This is a genomic window from Gemmatimonadota bacterium, assembly GCA_016714015.1.
GTDB lineage: Bacteria > Gemmatimonadota > Gemmatimonadetes > Gemmatimonadales > Gemmatimonadaceae > Pseudogemmatithrix.
The window spans coordinates 65432-83840 of record JADJNZ010000010.1; the positions used below are offsets into that span (position 1 = coordinate 65432).

The following is an 18409-nucleotide window of genomic DNA, read 5'->3' on the forward strand; positions in this document are numbered from 1 at the left end:
GATGGCACAGGCACCCGTGTGCCCGTCTGTCTCCTCCTCGCGCATGCGGTGTGCCCGCGCCGCCCGGCCGTCACGGCACATCCCTCTGCCGACGCGACCGGAGCCGCTGTCAGCTTGACCGTTCCCGACCTTGTCGCGCGCCCCGGCCGCGGCATAGCTTCCGCTCATCCCTCCGCACCGATGACCACCCCGCCCACCCTGCCGACCGACGCGGACGCGCGCGCTGCGCGCGCCCTCCGTGCCCTCGCCGGCATCAGTGCGGAACTCGCCTCGGCACGCGCCCTGGAGACGAGCATCGAACGGATGCTCACCACGGTGCGCGAACTGGTGGAGGCGTCGGAGACGGCCGTCTGGCTGCACGCGCCGCAGGGCATCATCCGCGGGTGGACCAGCGGCGGGACGAGCATCACCGAAGCGGAGGTGCGAGTCGGACTCGCGGCCGGGGGCGTCCCGGGCGGTCCGCACATCGAACCGATCGTCCTTGGCGAGCGACGGGTGGGCGTTCTCGCGCTGCGTCTCACGCGCCCCCTCGCGTCCGAGGAGCGGTTGCTCGTCACGGCGCTCGCGAATCTCCTCGCGCCCGAGCTCACGCACGCCGAACGGTCGCGCCAGCTCGAGGTGGAGGTGGCCTCGCGCACGGCCGAGATCGAGCGGGGGCGGCGATTCACCGAGAAGATCATCGACTCGCTGCCGCTCGGGCTCTACGTGATCGACCGCGAGTATCGCATCCAGAGCTGGAACCGCAAGCGCGAGACCGGCATGCAAGGCGTCTCGCGCGAGGAGGCGCTCGGCCGCACGATCTTCGAGATCCTGCATCGCCAGCCGGCGGAGATGCTCCGGCGCGAGTTCGATGACGTCTTCTCGACGGGCCGGATGCAGGAGTACCAGATGGAGTCGCTCGCCTCCGGCGAGCAGCGGACCTACCGCATCACCAAGATCCCGATGCGGCTCGGGGACGGCGCGGTCACGCATGTGATCACGATCGGCGAGGACATCACCGACTGGCGGCAGGCGCAGGAGCGGTTCACGCAGGCGGAGAAGCTGGCGGCGATCGGCCAGCTCGCGGCCGGCGTCATGCACGAGATCAACAACCCGCTCGCGACCATCGCCGCCTGCGCCGAGTCGCTCGGCTACCGGATGGAGGACCTGGAGCGCTCCGGCGTCACCATCGCACCCGAGACGCAGGACTTCCTCGACATCATCGACAAGGAGGTCGTGCGCTGCAAGCAGATCGTCGACGGCCTGCTCGACTTCAGCCGGCCCAAGCAGCCGCGCAAGGAGCGGGTCGACCTCAACGACGTCATCCAGCGGACGCTCTTCCTCCTCAAGCATCACGTCCGCTTCAAGCGCCTCCATGTCGAGACCGAGCTCGACCCGCTCCTCGGCCGCGTGCCGCAGGCCAACACCGAGCAGCTCGTGCAGGTCTTCATGGCGCTGCTGCTCAACGCCATGGATGCGATGGGCGAGAAGGGCACGGTGCGCATCGTCACCCGTCGTGACGGCGACACGTCGGCGATCGCCGAGGTGGTCGACACCGGGCACGGGATCGCGCGCGGCGAGCTCGGCAAGATCTTCGAGCCGTTCTACACCACCAAGCCGCAGGGGCAGGGCACTGGGCTCGGCCTCAGCATCTGCTATGGCATCGTGCAGGAGCACGGGGGGAGCATCGAGGTGGACAGCATGCTGGGGCAGGGGAGCACCTTCCGCGTGATCCTCCCGGTGGTGGGCTAGATGAAGGTCCTGGTCATCGAGGACGACCCGACGGTCGGGCAGTTCGTCAAGCGCGGGCTCGAGGAGCAGCGCTGGTCGGTGGATCTCGTCGCCGACGGCGAGGAGGGCGAGGCGCTGGCGCGGTCGCAGCCGTACGACATCATCGTGCTCGACCTGCGCCTCCCGGGGCGCACGGGGCAGCAGGTGCTGCGGAACCTGCGCGCCCGCGGGTTCGAGAAGCCGGTACTCGTGCTCACGGCGCAGGACGCGGTCGACGCGAAGGTCGAGACGTTGCGGGCCGGCGCCGACGACTACGTCACCAAGCCGTTCGCCTTCGAGGAGCTGCTGGCGCGCGTCGAGGCGCTCGCCCGGCGGCCGCGCGCGATCGTCTCCCCGCGCATCACCGTCGCCGACCTCGTGGTCGACCTCGACGCCCGCGAGGTCTCGCGCGCGGGCAAGGCCGTCGAGCTCACGCCGAAGGAGTTCCTCGTACTCGAGTACCTCGCCCGGCACGCGGGGCGCGTCCTCTCGCGCACGCTCATCACCGAGTACGCCTGGGGCTATCACTTCGACCCCGGCACCAACATCGTCGATGTGGTGATCAACCACCTCCGCAAGAAGATCGACGCGCCGCACGACAAGAAGCTCATCACCACCGTGCGCGGGGTGGGCTACGTGCTCAAGGCCTAGGGCGGCGCGTGCGGACGATCCGCGGGCGGCTGACGCTGGCGTACGCGGTCGCGCTCGCCGCGACGCTCCTCGTCTTCGCGGCCGTGATGCTCTCGGCCAGCCGCCGCTCGGCCGAACGCGTGCTGCAGATGCGCGTGGAGAGCATCGCGCGCCTCGGCTCCCGCGTGCTCGAGCAGGCGGGGACGAGCCTCTACGGCAGCGTCGTCATCCCCGAGGATTCGGTCCTCCGCGCGCTCCCGCCGCTCTCGGCGAGCGTGGGGAGCCGGTTGGCCGCGCTACCGGGCTTCGTGCTCGTCGCGGACACGGGACGACTCCTCTATGCCAGCGCGCCGGTCGCGGCCCTCCAGGAGAAGGACCAGACGAAGCTGATCTCCGCGATCCTTCGCGCCTTCACGCCGGAGCGTCCCGCGGGATTCATCACGCTCGATTCGCTCCCGGGTCGCCTCTTCGTCCGCGTGAACTTCGAACGCCCGGCCCAGCGCGGCCCCGCGCTGCGGGTCGTCGCGGCCGAATCGGCGGAGGAACTCGAGTTCTACCGGCTCGACATCTTCACGCCCATCCTCATCGCCTTTCCGCTGATCTTCGTCCTCTCGGTGTTCGCCGCGTGGGCGCTCGCGGGGGCGTATCTCGAGCCGGTGAACCACCTCATCGCCGACATCGAAGCGATCCAGGACGGGCGATCGCTCCACCGCCGGCTCCCGGTGGAGAGCGGCGAGAACGAGCTCGACCGGGTGGCGGAGAAGGTGAACGCGATGATCGCGCGACTCGAGGGCTCCTTCGCCGCACTGCGGCGCTTCACCGCGGACGCGAGCCACGAGCTCAAGACGCCGCTCACCGTGATGCGCGCGGACATCGAGCGCGCCATGTCGGCCCCGAACGTCCCGCCTGACCTGCTCCCGCCGCTCGAGGAGGCGCTCGCCGAGTCGGCTCGGATGGCGGACCTGGTGGACTCGCTGCTCACGCTGGCGAGGGCCGACGAGGGTCGGTTCGACATCCACCGCGAGCGGGTGGACCTGCACGCGATGGTCGAGGACGTCTACGAGACGGCGACGATCCTGGGGGAGGGGCAGGGGGTGAGGGTGTCGCTGGTCGCCATCGAGCCGGTGCAGGTGCTGGGCGACCCGGTCCGGCTGCGCCAGCTGTTCCTCAACCTGATCACGAACGCCGTCAAGTACACGGGGCCGGACGGGTCGGTGACCGTGGCCCTCGAACGGCGTGGGGACCAGGCGGCCTTCGCGGTACACGACACCGGGCTGGGCATCGCCGCCGCCGACCTGCCGTTCATCTTCGACCGGTTCTGGCGCGCCGACCGGGCGCGCTCGCGGGCCTCGGAGCGGGGCGGCTTCGGCCTCGGGCTCGCGATCGCCCAGTGGATCGCCCATGCGCATGGCGGGGCGATCAATGTGGCCTCGCGCCTGGGGCGCGGGAGCACCTTCACGGTGACGATCCCGGCGGAGCCGGCCGCTGCGCCCCCGGCGAAAGCTCACGGGGCATTAAGCGAATCTTAATCTTCCCCCGATTACCAGCGTCATCCGGCGCCCCTAGTTTCCGGCCACGGTCGACGCCCTGACGAACGATCCCGGGCGCCGTCACGCGACTTTTCACCCTCGGAGACGTACGCGTGTTCAACAACCTGATCGAGTCGAAGCCGCAGAAGACGCGCTCGCTGGGCTCGACGATCTTCTCCATGGTCTTCCATGGCCTCGTGATCACCGGGTCGCTCATCGCGACCAAGCAGGTCGGTGAGGCGGTGGCGGAAGAGGTGATGCAGAAGGTCGATTTCGTCGAGATCAAGAAGGACGAGCCGCCTCCGCCGGATGAGCCGCCGCCGCCGCCGCCCGACGCGGTCGCCGCGCCGCCGGTGGCGAAGGGCTTCCAGGTGCTCACCGCGCCGATCAACATCCCGGACGTGATCCCGGAGATCGACCTGTCCAAGAAGCTCACGAACGAGGATGACTTCTCGGGTCGTGGCGTGGCGGGCGGCATCGCGGCGGGCGTGGTGGGTGGCCAGGCGCAGACCATCCAGACGGACCAGCCCTACTTCGACTTCCAGGTCGAGAAGCCGGTGGCGCCGGTCCCGGGCACGGGCGTGCCGCGCTACCCGGACATCCTCCGTTCCGCCGGCGTCGAGGGCGAGGTGCTCGCGCAGTTCGTCGTCGACACGACGGGCCGCGTGGAGCTCAACACCTACAAGACGATCCGCAAGTCCCATGACCTGTTCGAAGCGGCGCTGCGTAGTGCGCTGCCCAACATGCGCTTCCTGCCGGCCGAGGTCGGCGGACGCAAGGTGAAGCAGCTCGTCCAGCAGCCGTTCGTCTTCGCCCTCCAGAAGTAGACCAGACCCTTCCCTATCCGACCCATCAGGAGATTCGTCGCATGAACATGGATATTGGCCACATCTTTGCGCAGAGCCCCGCGTTCGCGAAGGGCATCTGGTTCACGCTCGCCGTGATGTCGCTCTGGTCGCTGACCGTCGCGTTCGGCAAGTGGTGGAACCTGCGCAAGGCCCAGAAGGAGACGCTCAAGTTCGCGCCCGAGTTCTCGCAGTTCCTCGAGGAGGACAACCTCTCCGAGGCGATCAACCTCGCGCAGTCGTACAAGAAGTCGCACGTCGCCCGCGTCCTCGGTGGCGCGCTCGATGAGGTCAAGCCGCTCATCCTCGATGGCTCGGTCACCGTCTCCGACATCAACTCGGCCGAGCGCGCCGTCGAGCGCAACATGCTCGTCGAGATCGTCTCGCTGAAGCGCGGCCTCGCGGTCCTCGCGACGGTCGGATCGACCTCGCCGTTCGTCGGCCTCCTCGGCACCGTGTTCGGCATCATCAACGCCTTCGCCGCCATGGGCACGTCGGGCTCGACCGGCATCGCCGCGATCACGATCGGCATCGCCGAGGCGCTCATCGCGACCGGCTTCGGCCTCCTCGTCGCCATCCCGGCGGTGTGGTTCTACAACTACTTCCAGACCAAGATCGACAACCTCACTTCGGAGATGACCTACGTCTCGAAGGAGATGATCGACTACCTGATCAAGGGCGTCTCGGGCGAGTTCGGCCGTTCGCGCTTCACCCGTGAGTTCTCGACGAAGGCCGGCGGCAACGCCCCGATCTCGCAGTAATCTCCTCGACGATCCCAGGAGGGATTCGCGATGGGTATGTCAGTCAACGCCGGGGGCGGCGTCAAGGCAGAGCCGAACGTCGTCCCCATGATCGACGTGATGCTGGTGCTCCTCATCATCTTCATGGTGGTGACGCCGGCGGTCGCGACGGGCTTCACCGCCGAGCCGCCCTCGGGCATCAACCTGAAGGCGCACCCCGAGGCCGACGAGGATCAGATCCTCGGCATCGACAAGTTCGGGCAGTACTTCCTGAACAAGCAGCCGATCGCCAACGAGACGCTGGGTGATGCCCTGAAGAACATCTACACCGTCCGGACGGTCGACCAGATCCTCTACCTCAAGGCCGACAAGGGCCTCGAGTACGGGAAGATCCTCGACGCGATGGACATCGCCTCGAAGAATGGCGTCCGCGTGGTCGCCGCGATCACGGACCAGACGCCAGGGACCGAATCCTCGGTGGCGGGTGACGAGATCAAGCAACCCACCAAGACGCCGTAAGGGAGCCGACCATGGGAATGAGCGTAGGAAATGACCACGGTGGGCTGAACAACGAGCCGAACGTCGTGCCGATGATCGACATCATGCTCGTGCTGCTGATCATCTTCATGATCATGCAGCCCATGATGCGCAAGGCGATCGACCTCCAGCTGCCCGATCCGCAGCCGGCGGTGGTCACGGCGAACAACGCCTCCGACCAGATCGTGCTCGAGGTCCTGCCCGACGGCTGGTTCGCGGTCAACCGTGACTCGGTCAAGAAGGAAGGCCTCGGTGCGCGGCTCAAGGAGGTCTATGACCCGCGGCCGGAGAAGATCATGTTCATCAAGGGGCATCCGTCCGTGCAGTACCAGGACGTGATCTTCGCGATGGACGTCGCCCGTGGTTCGGGCGTCAAGGTCATCGGCGTCACGCCGAAGGACACGCAGTAAGCGCCTCGGTCCCCGGGGCAGATACGGCGGACGAACCTTTCCAGGCTCGTCCGCCGTATTACTTCAGGAGCCTGACTCGGGAACGCGCCGACCCGTTCGCCCCTTTCATTCCCAGATGAGCACCACCGACCTCACGCCCGCTGGCTTCCCCAAGCGCCCGATCCGGCCCCTCCACGGGATCCCGGACCGTGACCCGCGCGGGCGTGCGGGGCTCGTCTTGTCGACGCTCTTCCATCTGCTGATCGTGGTGCTGCTGGTCCTCCCTCCGATCATCGCCACGTCGGTCGTGTTCGACGAGACCACGGGCGGCGGCGGTCCCGGTCCGGCCGGCGGTGGCGGTGGGGGGCGTGGCGGGACCGGCGGCGAGGAGATCAAGCCGGAGAAGCTTCGATATCTCCAGGTGGCGCCCATTCCGAAGGTCTCCCCGTCCGCGATCCCGCCCGTCGTCCCACCGCCGCCGAAGCCGCCGGAGCCGACCAAGCAGCCGGACCCGACGCCAACGCCGCCCACACCGACCCCGCAGCCGGCGGAGACGCCCTCCAGTGGCCCGACCACCCCGACCCCAGGCGCGGGCGGTGGTACGGGCCACGATGGCAGTGGTGGCAACGGGCCGGGGAGTGGTGGTGGCGTCGGGTCCGGCGTCGGAACGGGGCGCGGGTCCGGGGTGGGGCCTGGCACCGGTGGTGGGCCGGGTGAGATCTCACCGGCCCGCGTGACCGATCTCGCCATCCTGCCGATCCCCGTGCCGAACAAGGTCAAGCCATACGATATGGTCGCCGTGTTCGAGGTGGACGAACGCGGCGTTGGCAGGCTCATCGCCTTCAATCCGTCGCGCGACAGCGGATACAACAAGAAGATCCGCGAGATGCTCGCGTCGGTCCGGTTCCGTCCCGCCGTGCGGCCGGATGGCACGCCGGTGCGCGACACCGTATCGATCCAAGCCTCCGCGCGCTGACTGGTCCGGCGAACCGGGGGCGCGTAGCTTCCCCGGATGAATTCGCTCTGGGCTCGCAAGCCGATCGCTGACGCCGTCCCCGAAGGGCACGAAGGCAAGGGGATGCAGCGCACCCTCGGCACCAAGGACCTCATCGCGCTCTCCATCGGCGCGGTCATCGGTGCCGGCATCTTCTCCACGCTGGGGACCGCCGCGGCCGGTTCGATCGGCCCGAACGGCGAGATCCTGCGCTATGGCGCGGGACCCGCGCTGATCTTCTCCTTCCTGCTGCTCGGCGCGGTCTGCACCCTCGCCGCGCTCTGCTATGCCGAACTCGCGGCGATGATCCCCCAGGCCGGTTCGGCCTACGCGTACAGCTACGCCTCCTTCGGCGAACTCGTCGCCTGGATCATCGGCTGGGACCTCATCCTCGAGTACGCCGTCGGCAACGTCGCCGTCGCGATCTCGTGGAGCGGTTACTTCAACTCGCTCATCTCGCCGTTCGTGGAGCTGCCCGGCTGGCTCACGCACGGCTACTGGCAGGTCGCGGCGAGCAGCAACCCGGAGATCCACGGCCTCCTCGACACCGCGCCGCGGCTCGCCGGCATCCCGATCCTCGTGAACGTCCCGGCCTTCGTGATCGTCATGCTGATCACCTGGCTGCTCGTGATCGGCGTGCGCGAGAGCGCCCGCGCGAATGCGATCATGGTCGGCATCAAGCTGCTCGTGCTGGCGCTGTTCGTGATCGTCGGCTCGCAGCACATCGACACGGCGAACTACACGCCGTTCGCGCCCAACGGCTTCCGGGGCATCCACCAGGGCGCGGCGATCGTCTTCTTCGCCTACATCGGCTTCGACGCCATCTCCACGGCGGCGGAGGAGGTGAAGGACCCGCAGCGGACCATGCCCCGCGGGCTCCTCTGGGGCCTCGGCATCTGCACCCTCATCTATGTGATCGTCGGCGCGGTCGCCACCGGCCTCGTACCCTACCAGCAGCTCGCCTCGTCGGATCCGCTCGCGCACGCCTTCGACGTCGCCGGGTTGCAGCGGTTCGAGTGGATCATCTCGGCCGGGGCCGTCGTCTCGATGTCGGCCGTGCTGCTCGTGTTCCAGTACGGCCAGCCGCGCATCTTCTACGCCATGGCGCGCGACGGCCTGCTCCCCGAGGGCGCCGCCAAGATCCACAAGAAGTACCGGACGCCGCACGTGACGACGATCATCACCGGCGTGCTCGTGGCGCTCGCGGCACTCGTCGCCGACGACGTCGCAACGTACGACCTGACGAACATCGGCACACTCTTCGCGTTCGTGCTCGTCTGCGGCGGTGTGCTCATGCTGCGGATCAAGGACCCGAATCGGCCGCGTCCCTTCCGCGTGCCGTTCGTCTGGATCGTCGCTCCTGCGGGGTTGCTCGCCTGCATCTTCGTGATGGTCGGCCTGCCGATGAACGCCTGGAAGGGCTTCGGCGTCTGGCTCGTGGTCGGCCTGGTGCTGTACGCCGTCTATGGCTGGAAGAACTCGCGCCTGCGCCGCGGGCTCCCGCCGCACGACTTCGGCGCGGAGTGAGGCTGCGGCCCTGGTCGAGACCAGGGCCGCGATGGCTCAGGCGTTGACCAGTGCCCGCCGGGCCAGCTTCACCGCACCGCGCGCGGCGACGACCTCCTCGCCGTGCAGGTGCGACCCCGGCACCGCCGTCTTCAGGCGGTGCTCGACGAGGCGACGGAGGAACGACCCGCGCCTGAGCATCCCGCCTGCGAGCGCCACCGGGACCGCCGCGCGCTCATCGACGAAGAGCTGACGCGCCAGCGTGCGCACGTGGAGCACGAGCTCCTCGGCCGCGATCGTGCAGATGGAGTTCGCGCGCAGGTCACGCTCGGCGGCGAGCGCGACCACCGGGACCGCGAGGGCGGCCAGATCCTTCGGCGTTGCGGCCGCGGCCCATGCGATGAGGTCATCGACCTCGTCGAGTTGCAGCGCGGTCAGCACCGCGCCGACGAGGCGCGTCTCTGGCTCGCGCCCATCGTGCGACGCGGTGAGGACGCTGAGCGCGCGGCGGCCGATCCAGGCGCCGCTCCCTTCGTCGCCGCAGGTCGGGCCCCAGCCGCCGGCCCGCAGCAGCGTCCCGGTGGGACCACGGCCGTACGCCACCGATCCCGTACCCGAGATGAGCAGGATGCCGGCCCCTTCGCCGAACGCGTCCTCCAGGGCGATCTCGCCGTCGGTGGTGACCACCACCTCATCGGCGATGCCTTCGCCCTCGAGCGCGCGGAGCAGGTTCTTCCGCTCCTTCTCTCGCCCGGCGCCGGCGACGCCCACCACCAGCACGCGGGGCCGCTCCTCGCGCTCGGCGGTGGCCAGCGTGTCACGGACCAGCGCGCCGATGACCTCGGCGGAATGCAGCGCTTCACCCGGGCGGATGGCGCTCCCGGCCCCCGTGAGGGTCGCGAGTTCCTTGCCGCGGCCGTCGGCCACGATCACCTGGGTCTTGCTGCCACCACCATCCACACCGACGACGAGATGCGACATGAGCTCACGGGAGGGGGTCAATCGACGACGTACGCTTCGATGGCATTGTACTCGGCCAGCCCGAGCCGGTCCAGCAGGTCGGCGGTGCCCGTGTTCCGCTGCTCCACACGCTGCCAGAACTCGCGCTCGTCCTGGCCGGGGAAGGGGGCGGAGTCCTTCTGCGACTGGTGCTTGAAGATCGCCTGGATCTTGAGGCGCAGCTCCTCCCGCGAGAGCGGGACGAGCCAGGTCGCCTCGGAGACGGGCCATTCCTGCCAGGCCCCGCGATAGAGCCATACCTCGGGGGTCCAGGCGCCGCCGGTCCGCTCGATGTACTCGGGCGGCGGCTCCTGCGCCCCATGCGTGCGGACGGGGTGGAGCTGGGCGACCGCCGCGTCGATCGCGTCCTTGCAGACGCGATGCGTGCCGTGCGGGTCGCTCAGGTCGCCGGCGACGAAGATGTAGTGCGGACGCTTCTCCTCGAGGAGCGCCTTCACGATCGCCACATCCTCGGGACCCACCGGCTTCTTCTCGATGGTCCCGGTGCGGTAGAAGGGGAGGTCGAGGAATCGGCCGTGCGAGCCGTCGAGGCCGAGCGTCTCGATGCCGGAGACGGCCTCGGACTCGCGGATGATGCGCTTCAGGTCGGCCACCTCGGGCGGGTCGATCTCGCCCGGCTGCTTCGCGTCCATCGCTTCGAGCACCCGGTCGGTGTAGGCCTGGAGCTTCCCCTCGGCGAAGCCGCGCTCCCGCGCCACCCGCATCACGACGTCGAGGTGTCGGCGCACGTCGTGATCGAACACGGCGATGTTCCCGCTCGTCATGTACGCGACGGTGATCTCGTTGTCGTTCTGGATGAGCTTGCGCAGGATGCCGCCCATCGAGATCACGTCGTCGTCGGGGTGCGGCGAGAAGCAGACGATGCGGGCATGGTGCGGCAGCTTCGCGCGCCCGCGGATCCGCTCGCTGAGCGCACGGAAGACCTTGCCGTTCACGTCGCCGGCCTCACCGTGTCGCGCGACGAGGCCGGAGAGATGATGCTCCTCGTAGTCCGTCTCGGAGAGCTTGAGCACCGCACGGCCGGTCACCCCGGAGAGCCAGATCGCGGCGCGGATCTCGAGGGCATCCGTCCACTGCACCTCGTCCACCAGCCAGGGCGTCGCGACGCGCGTCAGCTCCGCCGCGGCCGCGCCGTCGCAATAGAACGTCGCGTCGGGATGCCGCTGCAGGAACGTCGCCGGCACGCCGTGGTCGACCTCCCCTTCCACCGCCCGTCGGACGATCGCCGACTTGTGCTCGCCGGTGGCGAGGATCGCGATCTCGCGCGCGGCGAGGATCGTCGCGATGCCCATCGTGAGCGCCTCGCGCGGGACGTTCTTCTCGCTGAAGAAACCGCTCGCGGCGTCACGCCGCGTGACGCGGTCCAGATGCACGCGGCGCGTGCGGCTCTCGAGCCCCGAGCCCGGCTCGTTGAAGCCGATGTGTCCCGTCTTGCCGATGCCCAGCAGCTGGAAGTCGATGCCGCCGGCCGCGGCGATCGCCGCCTCGAAGGCCGCGCAGTGCGCGGCGACCGCGTCGCCGGTGAGCGTGCCGTCGAGGATGTGCACCCGTTCCGGCGCGATATCCACCTGCGAGAAGAGGTGCGTCCACATGAAGCGGTGGTACGAATGCGGGCTCTCCGGGTGCATCGGCAGGTACTCATCGAGATTGAACGTCTCGACCTGCACGAAGCTGAGCCCCTCTTCGCGGTGCATCCGCACGAGTTCCCGATACACACCGATGGGCGTGGAGCCCGTGGCGAGGCCGAGTACCGCACGCCGACCCCCGGCGTTGGCGCGGCGGATGGCCGCGGCGATGCGTTCGGCCACGGCGCGGGCGAGCGCCGGCGGCGTGTCGAAGATGCGGGTGCGGATGCGTTCCCGCGCCTCGGCGATCGGAATGGCGCGAGGCTCGCGGTCCTCATGGGAGCCGCGAGCCTCGGAGTGGTGGTGCCCGGTCATGTCAGTACCGGCGCCATCAGGCGCATCGCAGGGTCAGGCCGAGAAGCTGCTGCCGCAGCCGCAGCCGCCGGTCGCGTTCGGGTTCTTGAAGGTGAAGCCGGAGCCCTGCATCGAAGTCACGTAGTCGATGATGACGCCATTCAGGTACTGCATCGAGAACGGGTCGACGAAGACGTTGAACCCACCCTGCGGCAGGATCGTGTCGTCCTCGGCGGGCTTGTCCTCGATGAGCAGGCTGTACTTGAAGCCCGAGCAACCGCCGGGCTGCACGCTCACGCGGAGCCCGCCGACCTCTGGGGCGACGTTCTCCGCCGTCATGAACTTCTGGACTTCGGTCGTGGCGGCCGACGTGATGGTGACCGCGACCTCGGGCGTATTCATCGTGCTCATGGGTCCCTCCGAAGTGGGATCTGGGCCGCGGGTGCGGCGTGTCCGTACTAATCCTGAATATAGGCTTCGGGGTTCCGCCGACAAGTCGGTACCGTCAGTCAGTCCGGCCTGACAGTCCGAACCGTATCCGGAGTCGACGGCGCCACGGCAGCTCGAACGCCCGGTGGATCCCCACCGCCAGAAGCACCGCGACGGCCAGATAGGCGGCGAAGAGCGGCCACGAAGCATCATACCCTCTCCCCACCAGCCGGTTCGTCGCGGCGAGCAGGTACCCGTGCAGGGGCGCATGGAACAGATAGAGCGCGTAGCTCGCTTCGCCGAGCAGCACGAGGGTGGCCGAATGCAGGCCAAGCCCCGCATGCTCGCGCAGGCCCCAGCAGGCGCCGACCACGAGCACGAACCCGGGCAACGCGACCGGCAGCAGATGGAGCCCATTCGCCGCGACGAAGCCGCGCGCGCTGACGGCGAGAGCGAGCCAGCCGAGTCCGACGGCGAGCAGGAAGAGCCCCGGTGCCCGCGTGGGGGGGCGCCAATCGCGGAGCACCGCCGCCAGTCCGATCCCGGCCAGGAACTCCGGCCACCGCGCGAGCGGGGAGAGCGAGTAGACGGGTACCGGCCAGCTGCCACCGAACCGCTCGCCATTCGGGAAGATCAGCGCGGAGGCGAGGAGCGATACCACGAGGAGCATCGCACCGCGGCGCATCGCAGCGCGCGCGGGCCCGCGCAGGAGCCACGCCCCGAGCCCGGCGATGACGAGCGGGAACGCGAGATAGAACCACGCCTCGACCGAGAGCGACCAGGCCGGGCAGTTCCACTGGCACGCCGTCTCGGGGCGCCACGCCTGCTGCACCGTGAGCACCGACGAGACGATCGCGGTCACGTGCCCGGCGGCGAGTCCCTGCACGTGCGCATCCCGGGTGAAGAGCGCGGCCGCGAAGAGCAGCGCCAGGAGATACGTCGGCGCGAGGCGGGCGACCCGCTCGAGCAGGAAGGTGCGCGGCGTCCCGCGCAGTGCGCCGTTGGGCGCATAGCGCACCGTCAGCAGGAACCCGGAGAGGACGAAGAAGAGGGAGACGCCGAGCCATCCGCTGCCGCCGAGCGCCGCGGTGAACGAGGTCGCGTCGCCCTGCGGCAGGGCGTGGTGCAGCAGCACCCAGAGCGCGGCGAGGAATCGCAGCGCGGTGAGCGGACGGGCGTGCGCGAGCGCGGCGCCGACGGCGGACGCCCCGTCGCGCCCGTCCGCGCGGACGGGCGCGCTCAGGGCGGTGAGCCGCGCACCGCGCCCGACGGTCCGAGCGGCGCGGTGGTGACGAGATCGCCGACGGCCGTCCGGATGGGGCCGATCCGCGAGTTCTCGCGCGTCGGGTTCACCCGGTTGGTCAGCAGGATGACGAAGCGACCGTTCGGCGGGTCGATCCAGATGGAGGTGCCCGTGAAGCCGGTGTGGCCGTACGCCGGCCGCTTCATGAGGCGCCCGGCGGAGTTGGTGCCATTCGGCGTCTCCCACCCCAGCGCACGATTGGACAGCTGCACGTTCTGTACGCGCGTGAAGTCGCGGACCGTCTCGGCGCGCACGATCCGCGTGCCGTCGAGGGTGCCCTCGTTGAGCAGCGCGCGCGCGAAGCGGGCGAGGTCGTGTGCCGAGCTGAAGAGCCCCGCATGCGCGACCGGGCGCTCGAGGAAGTAGGCGTTCTCGTCGTGCACCTCGCCGCGCAGGTGCCGTCCGCGCCACGGATCACGTTCCGTAGGGGCGATGCGGGCACGCCACTCGGCGGGCGGCAGGTACCGTGTCTCCGTCATGCCGAGCGGCGTGAAGACCCGCTCCGCGAGATAGGCGTCGAGGGCCTGGCCGCTGACCCGTTCGATGATCCACCCGAGCAGGATCGCGCCGATGTCGGAATAGACCATCCGGGCGCCGGGCATGGTGTCGAGCGCCGTGTTCATGAGGATGGCCCGCGCCGAATCGGCGGTGCCGGTCATCTTCCAGAGTTGCTTGAAGGCCGGAAGGCCCGCCGAGTGCGTGAGGAGGTGGCGGACGGTCACACGCTCCTTCCAGCGGCCGGTCCATTCCGGGAGGTAGCGCTGTACCGGCGCATCGAGCACGACCTTCCCCTGCTCGGAGAGCTGCATCATCGCGGTGGTCATGCCGACGACCTTCGTGAGTGACGCGAGGTCCCAGATCGTGTGCAGGTCCGGGGCCGGCGCGTCGGCGGCCCAGTCGATGCGGCCGGCGCTCACCTGGGTGACGATGCCATTGCGGTCGCCGACGATCGCGATCGCGCCGGGGAAGACCGAATCGCGGACGCCGCGCGAGAGGAGGGTGCGCAGCGAATCCTCGAGCGATGCCGGCGCCGCGGGCCGTGTGATCGCGAGGCCGTCGCCCGCGCGGAAGAAGCCGGGCAGCGAGATGGGCGCGTGGCCCTGGAAGGGGATCCGTCCCGCGAGGGCCCGCGCGGCGGCCCGCTCCATGGCGTCGCCGCGCCCGAAGGCCGCGACGTAGCCCGAGACCCACCCGAACTCGCGGATGATGTAGGGATTGGAGAACGCCACGACGGTCACCGGCCGCGTGAGCGCCACCGAGTCGACCCAGCGGGCGACGTGCTCGCCGATCGCGAAGCGTCCCTCGCCCTCGATGGTGCGCACGAAGGTCGCGAGCACGACGCGGTCGGCCGGGCGGAGGAGCGAGTCGAGCCGGGCCCGCGGCGTGGTCGGCGCGATGCGGAGCACGCGCGAGTCGGGGAGCAGTGCGCGCAACTCATTGCCGAAGGTCCGCCCGGCACTCACGTCCGACTCGCTCGCGAAGGTGATGATCGCGGTGCGCGGGCCGGGGACGAGCGGTACCTGGCCCTCGTCATTGCGCAGGAGCGTGACGGCACGGTCGGCGATCGCCTGCGCGGTCTGGCGATGCGCGTCGCTGCCGACGATCACCCGCAAGGAATCGAGGTCGACGAACGGGCGCTGGATCGCGCCGGTGCGGAGCTTCCACTCGAGAAGCCGGCGTACCGACGCCTCGATGCGGGCGGGCGGGATCTCGCCGCGCTCGACCGCGGCGGCCACGGCCGAGATCGCGGCGGGGATGTCACCGGGCATGAGGAGCACGTCAGCGCCCGCGAGCACGGCCTTGACCGAACTCTCCTCGACGCCGTAGCCCGCGCCCACGCCGCGCATGTCCATCGCGTCGGTGAAGGTCATGCCGCGGAATCCGAGGGTGTCGCGCAGCAGGTCCTGCATCACCGCCGGGACGAGCGTGGCGGGCGTGCTGTCATGCGAGACCGCGGGCAGCGCGATGTGGGCGCTCATGACGGCCGCGGCCCCCGCGGCGATGGCCGTTCGGAACGGGAGCAACTCGAGCGTGTCCATGCGCGCGCGGGAGGCGGAGACGACGGGGAGCGCGAGATGCGAATCGGTGTCGGTGTCGCCGTGGCCGGGGAAGTGCTTGATCGTCGCGGCCACGCCCGCCGACTGCACGCCCTCCACGAACGCGGCCCCCATCGCGGCGACGGCCCGTGGCTCCTCGCCGAACGACCGCACGTTGATGACCGGGTTGGACGGGTTGTTGTTCACGTCGACGGCGGGGCCGAACGCGACGTGGAGCCCGATCGCGCGCGCCTCGAGCCCGGTGATGCGACCGGCGGCGCGCGCGAGTTCGACGTCGCCCGTCGCGCCGATCGCCATGTTGTTCGGCAGGACCGTGGCATCGCCGCCGCGGAGGAGGCCCGGCGTGAAGGTCCCGCCCTCGAGCCGGCCCAGGCCGGGTTCGACGTCCGACGCCACGAGCAGCGGGAGCGATGCGCGCGCCTGCATCGCATTCACCTTGGCCGCGACCTCGATGGGCGAGCCGAGCGACATCACGACCCCGCCGACGTGGTCGAGCCGGATGCGGTCGATCGCCCAGGCGAACGAGGAGTCCGTCGTGCTCGTATAATCCCCGAGGACCCAGATCATCACCATCTGTCCGATCCGCTCGTGGAGCGGCATCTTGGCCACCGTCTCGTCGATCCACCGCGAAGCGGCGGCGGGGAGGGGACCGGTGAGGGGGACCGTGACACCGCGCAGGGCCACGGGGCCGGGCGTCGGTGCGAGGGTGCCGGGCGACGCGGGCGCGGCGCACGAGAGCAGGGCGAACGTGCCGGCGATGCCGGCCAGACGGAGGTGCGACGAGTGCGACATCAGGCCCTGAGGGGAAGGGGAGCGTGGATCGGCGCGCTGTGGCTGTTGACGAGCGTGGCGTGCGCCACGCCACCGCGGGCACAGGAGGGGCGACGCGCCCCCGACCGGCCGGCCTTCCGGCCGGGGATGACGGTGCTGCTGGAGGACTCGCTCCAGGTGATCGCCGGTCGCCGGATCGCGCTCATCACGAACCATACGGGGGTCGACGCCAAGGGCCAGTCGCTCGTGGACCTGCTGCAGGCCGATCCGCGCGCCAAGCGCGCGAACGTGAGCCTCGTCCGGCTCTTCTCGCCCGAGCATGGCATCCGCGGCGACCAGGACGTGGAGAACCTCCCGGACATGCGCGACACGAGGTCCGGGCTCATGGTCCACTCGCTGTACCTCAGCGGGACCGTCGGGCCGCCCGACAGCCTCCTGCGCGACCTCGACGGGCTCGTCTTCGACCTGCAGGACATCGGCACGCGCACGTGGACCTACGTGGGAGTGATGGTCTATGCGATGCGGGCTGCCGCGCGGGTCGGCATCCCGTTCGTGGTGCTCGATCGCCCCAATCCGCTTGGCGGCCGCACCGAGGGGCTCCTGCTCGACTCGGCCCTCGCCAACCCCGAGGATCCGACGCCGCAACGGCGCGGTCAGGCCTACGCATTATATCCCGCGCCGCTGCGGCACGGTATGACGATGGGCGAGATGGCGCGGTGGTTCGCGGCCGAGCTGAAGATCCCGGTCCAACTCACCGTGGTCGCGATGGGGGGCTATCGCCGCAGCATGTGGTGGGACGAGACCGGCATGCCGTGGACGACCCCGTCTCCGTCCATGACGTCGCTCACCAGCGCTATCGTGTATCCCGCCCTCGTGCCCTTCGAAGGGTCCAACCTCTCGGTGGGCCGAGGGACCGACCTGCCGTTCCAGCGACTGGGGGCCAGCTGGCTCGATGCACGCAAGGTCGCGGCGATGCTCGAGGAGCGAGGCCTGAGCGGCGTCCGCTTCGTCGCCGAACGGTTCACGCCGGTCCGGCCGGGCGACGCGAAGTTCGCCGGGAAGGAGATCCCCGGGGTGCGCATCGTCGTCGAGGACCGCGACCGGGTCCAGGTCGCCCGCGTCGGAACGGCACTGCTGTGGGCGATGCAGAAGGCCCACCCGGATTCGTTGCGGTTGACGGCGCGCACGGTCGACCTGCGCCTCGGGGCGACCGCGGCGCGTGAGGCGCTGGTGCGTGGCGAGGATCCCGATGAGGTGATCGACCGGGCCCAGCCGTCGATCGTGGCGTTCCAGCGGCGCGTGAAGCCGTACCTGCTCTACTGAGCTGGGGCGGCTTGCTGCGGCTCTGGCATGCGATCCGCGACGGGTACCTGCGGCTCATCGAGCCCTTGATCGCCTGGTGCGTCGCCCGACGGATCAGTCCCAACACCATCACCTCACTCGGCACGGTGAGCGCGGTGGGGGTGGGGGTGCTCTTCGCGGCCGGTTGGATCCGCACGGGGGGGTGGACGCTCGGGATCCTCGCGTTCTTCGACGTGGTGGACGGCGCCGTGGCGCGGCGGACCGGGACGGCGACCGCCTTCGGTTCGTTCTACGACGCGACGCTCGACCGGGTCGCCGACGGGGCGCTCCTGGGGGGGCTCATGCTGTTCTATGCTTGGCACGCGGTGCCGCGCGCCGACCCCATGCTCGCGGTGGCCTTCGTGGCGCTGGTCGCGACCTTCCTGACGTCGTACACGCGGTCGCGCGCCGACCTCATCGGGGTCGACATGAAGGGGGTGGGGTGGATGGAGCGGCCGGAGCGGATCACGCTCCTCGCGGCCCCCCAGGCGTTCTTCGGCCGCGACCTCGGGGGGTGGGTCATGGACGGGGTCGTCATCCTCCTGGCCGTGACCGCGGTCGTCACCTTCGCGCAGCGGGTCCGGCACGTCGCCCGCGCGACGGCGCTCCGCTAGGTTTACCTGGTGCGCGCCGCGGCTCCCGCGGCGGCC

General features: G+C 69.9%; 16 protein-coding genes. 11 read left to right on the top strand and 5 right to left on the bottom strand.

All coding sequences use genetic code 11. The features are described from left to right. Positions 1-180: 180 nt before the first annotated feature. From IPJ78_17650 to IPJ78_17690, 9 genes are all read left to right on the top strand, one after another. Positions 181-1731, top strand: a complete 1551-nt coding sequence (locus tag IPJ78_17650) for a PAS domain-containing protein (GenBank protein MBK7908367.1) — start codon at positions 181-183, stop codon at positions 1729-1731. Further along, the gene (locus tag IPJ78_17655; protein ID MBK7908368.1) at positions 1732-2400 is read left to right on the top strand and encodes a response regulator transcription factor; all 669 of its coding nucleotides are present in this window, start codon (positions 1732-1734) and stop codon (positions 2398-2400) included. 8 nt (positions 2401-2408) lie between these two features. Next, complete coding sequence (locus tag IPJ78_17660) at positions 2409-3908, top strand: HAMP domain-containing protein (protein ID MBK7908369.1); 1500 nt, start codon at positions 2409-2411, stop codon at positions 3906-3908. A 113-nt stretch (positions 3909-4021) separates the two neighbouring features. Continuing rightward, positions 4022-4735, top strand: a complete 714-nt coding sequence (locus IPJ78_17665) for a TonB family protein (GenBank protein MBK7908370.1) — start codon at positions 4022-4024, stop codon at positions 4733-4735. A 41-nt stretch (positions 4736-4776) separates the two neighbouring features. Further along, complete coding sequence (locus IPJ78_17670; protein ID MBK7908371.1) at positions 4777-5514, top strand: MotA/TolQ/ExbB proton channel family protein; 738 nt, start codon at positions 4777-4779, stop codon at positions 5512-5514. 30 nt (positions 5515-5544) lie between these two features. After that, positions 5545-6012 (top strand): biopolymer transporter ExbD, encoded by a 468-nt coding sequence (locus IPJ78_17675; GenBank protein MBK7908372.1) that lies wholly within the window; start codon positions 5545-5547, stop codon positions 6010-6012. Positions 6013-6029: 17 nt separating this feature from the next. Beyond that, entirely contained in the window at positions 6030-6440 is a 411-nt protein-coding gene (locus IPJ78_17680; GenBank protein ID MBK7908373.1) for a biopolymer transporter ExbD, read from the top strand. 115 nt (positions 6441-6555) lie between these two features. Then, positions 6556-7395, top strand: a complete 840-nt coding sequence (locus tag IPJ78_17685; GenBank protein MBK7908374.1) for a hypothetical protein — start codon at positions 6556-6558, stop codon at positions 7393-7395. Between the two features lie 36 nt (positions 7396-7431). Then, positions 7432-8940 (top strand): amino acid permease, encoded by a 1509-nt coding sequence (locus IPJ78_17690; protein MBK7908375.1) that lies wholly within the window; start codon positions 7432-7434, stop codon positions 8938-8940. A 36-nt stretch (positions 8941-8976) separates the two neighbouring features. On the opposite strand, the gene IPJ78_17695 is transcribed toward IPJ78_17690, so the two are convergent. The 5 genes from IPJ78_17695 to IPJ78_17715 all read right to left on the bottom strand — a co-directional run bounded on the left by IPJ78_17695 (position 8977) and on the right by IPJ78_17715 (position 16439). Next, entirely contained in the window at positions 8977-9921 is a 945-nt protein-coding gene (locus tag IPJ78_17695) for a hypothetical protein (GenBank protein ID MBK7908376.1), read from the bottom strand. Beyond that, positions 9918-11879 carry a glucosamine-6-phosphate deaminase gene (gene nagB, locus IPJ78_17700; protein ID MBK7908377.1) on the bottom strand — a complete coding sequence of 654 codons (1962 nt, stop codon included), beginning with the start codon at positions 11877-11879 and terminating at the stop codon, positions 9918-9920. The genes IPJ78_17695 and nagB overlap by 4 nt, the downstream gene beginning before the upstream one ends. A 33-nt stretch (positions 11880-11912) precedes the next feature. Beyond that, positions 11913-12260: an iron-sulfur cluster assembly accessory protein gene (locus tag IPJ78_17705; GenBank protein MBK7908378.1), complete on the bottom strand. Its 348-nt coding sequence runs from the start codon at positions 12258-12260 to the stop codon at positions 11913-11915. Between the two features lie 103 nt (positions 12261-12363). Next, positions 12364-13422 carry an acyltransferase gene (locus tag IPJ78_17710; GenBank protein ID MBK7908379.1) on the bottom strand — a complete coding sequence of 353 codons (1059 nt, stop codon included), beginning with the start codon at positions 13420-13422 and terminating at the stop codon, positions 12364-12366. A 104-nt stretch (positions 13423-13526) separates the two neighbouring features. After that, entirely contained in the window at positions 13527-16439 is a 2913-nt protein-coding gene (locus IPJ78_17715; GenBank protein ID MBK7908380.1) for a serine hydrolase, read from the bottom strand. Here IPJ78_17715 and IPJ78_17720 point away from each other — a divergent pair. Together IPJ78_17720 and IPJ78_17725 are read left to right on the top strand one after the other, a co-directional pair. Further along, positions 16431-17741, top strand: coding sequence for a DUF1343 domain-containing protein (locus tag IPJ78_17720; protein MBK7908381.1), 1311 nt, complete (start codon positions 16431-16433; stop codon positions 17739-17741). The genes IPJ78_17715 and IPJ78_17720 overlap by 9 nt on opposite strands. 11 nt (positions 17742-17752) lie before the next feature. Then, a complete protein-coding gene (locus IPJ78_17725; protein ID MBK7908382.1) occupies positions 17753-18373 on the top strand; it encodes a CDP-alcohol phosphatidyltransferase family protein in 621 nt (206 codons plus the stop codon). The last annotated feature ends 36 nt before the right edge of the window (positions 18374-18409 follow it).

Excerpts from the sequence above, each read along its gene's own strand:
- IPJ78_17685 (MBK7908374.1), top strand. The coding sequence starts at position 6,556 with ATGAGCACCACCGACCTCACGCCCGCTGGCTTCCCCAAGCGCCCGATC.
- IPJ78_17655 (MBK7908368.1), top strand. The coding sequence starts at position 1,732 with ATGAAGGTCCTGGTCATCGAGGACGACCCGACGGTCGGGCAGTTCGTC.
- IPJ78_17670 (MBK7908371.1), top strand. The coding sequence starts at position 4,777 with ATGAACATGGATATTGGCCACATCTTTGCGCAGAGCCCCGCGTTCGCG.
- IPJ78_17650 (MBK7908367.1), top strand. The coding sequence starts at position 181 with ATGACCACCCCGCCCACCCTGCCGACCGACGCGGACGCGCGCGCTGCG.
- IPJ78_17690 (MBK7908375.1), top strand. The coding sequence starts at position 7,432 with ATGAATTCGCTCTGGGCTCGCAAGCCGATCGCTGACGCCGTCCCCGAA.
- IPJ78_17705 (MBK7908378.1), bottom strand. The coding sequence starts at position 12,260 with ATGAATACGCCCGAGGTCGCGGTCACCATCACGTCGGCCGCCACGACC.
- IPJ78_17680 (MBK7908373.1), top strand. The coding sequence starts at position 6,030 with ATGAGCGTAGGAAATGACCACGGTGGGCTGAACAACGAGCCGAACGTC.
- IPJ78_17675 (MBK7908372.1), top strand. The coding sequence starts at position 5,545 with ATGGGTATGTCAGTCAACGCCGGGGGCGGCGTCAAGGCAGAGCCGAAC.
- nagB (MBK7908377.1), bottom strand. The coding sequence starts at position 11,879 with ATGACCGGGCACCACCACTCCGAGGCTCGCGGCTCCCATGAGGACCGC.
- IPJ78_17715 (MBK7908380.1), bottom strand. The coding sequence starts at position 16,439 with ATGTCGCACTCGTCGCACCTCCGTCTGGCCGGCATCGCCGGCACGTTC.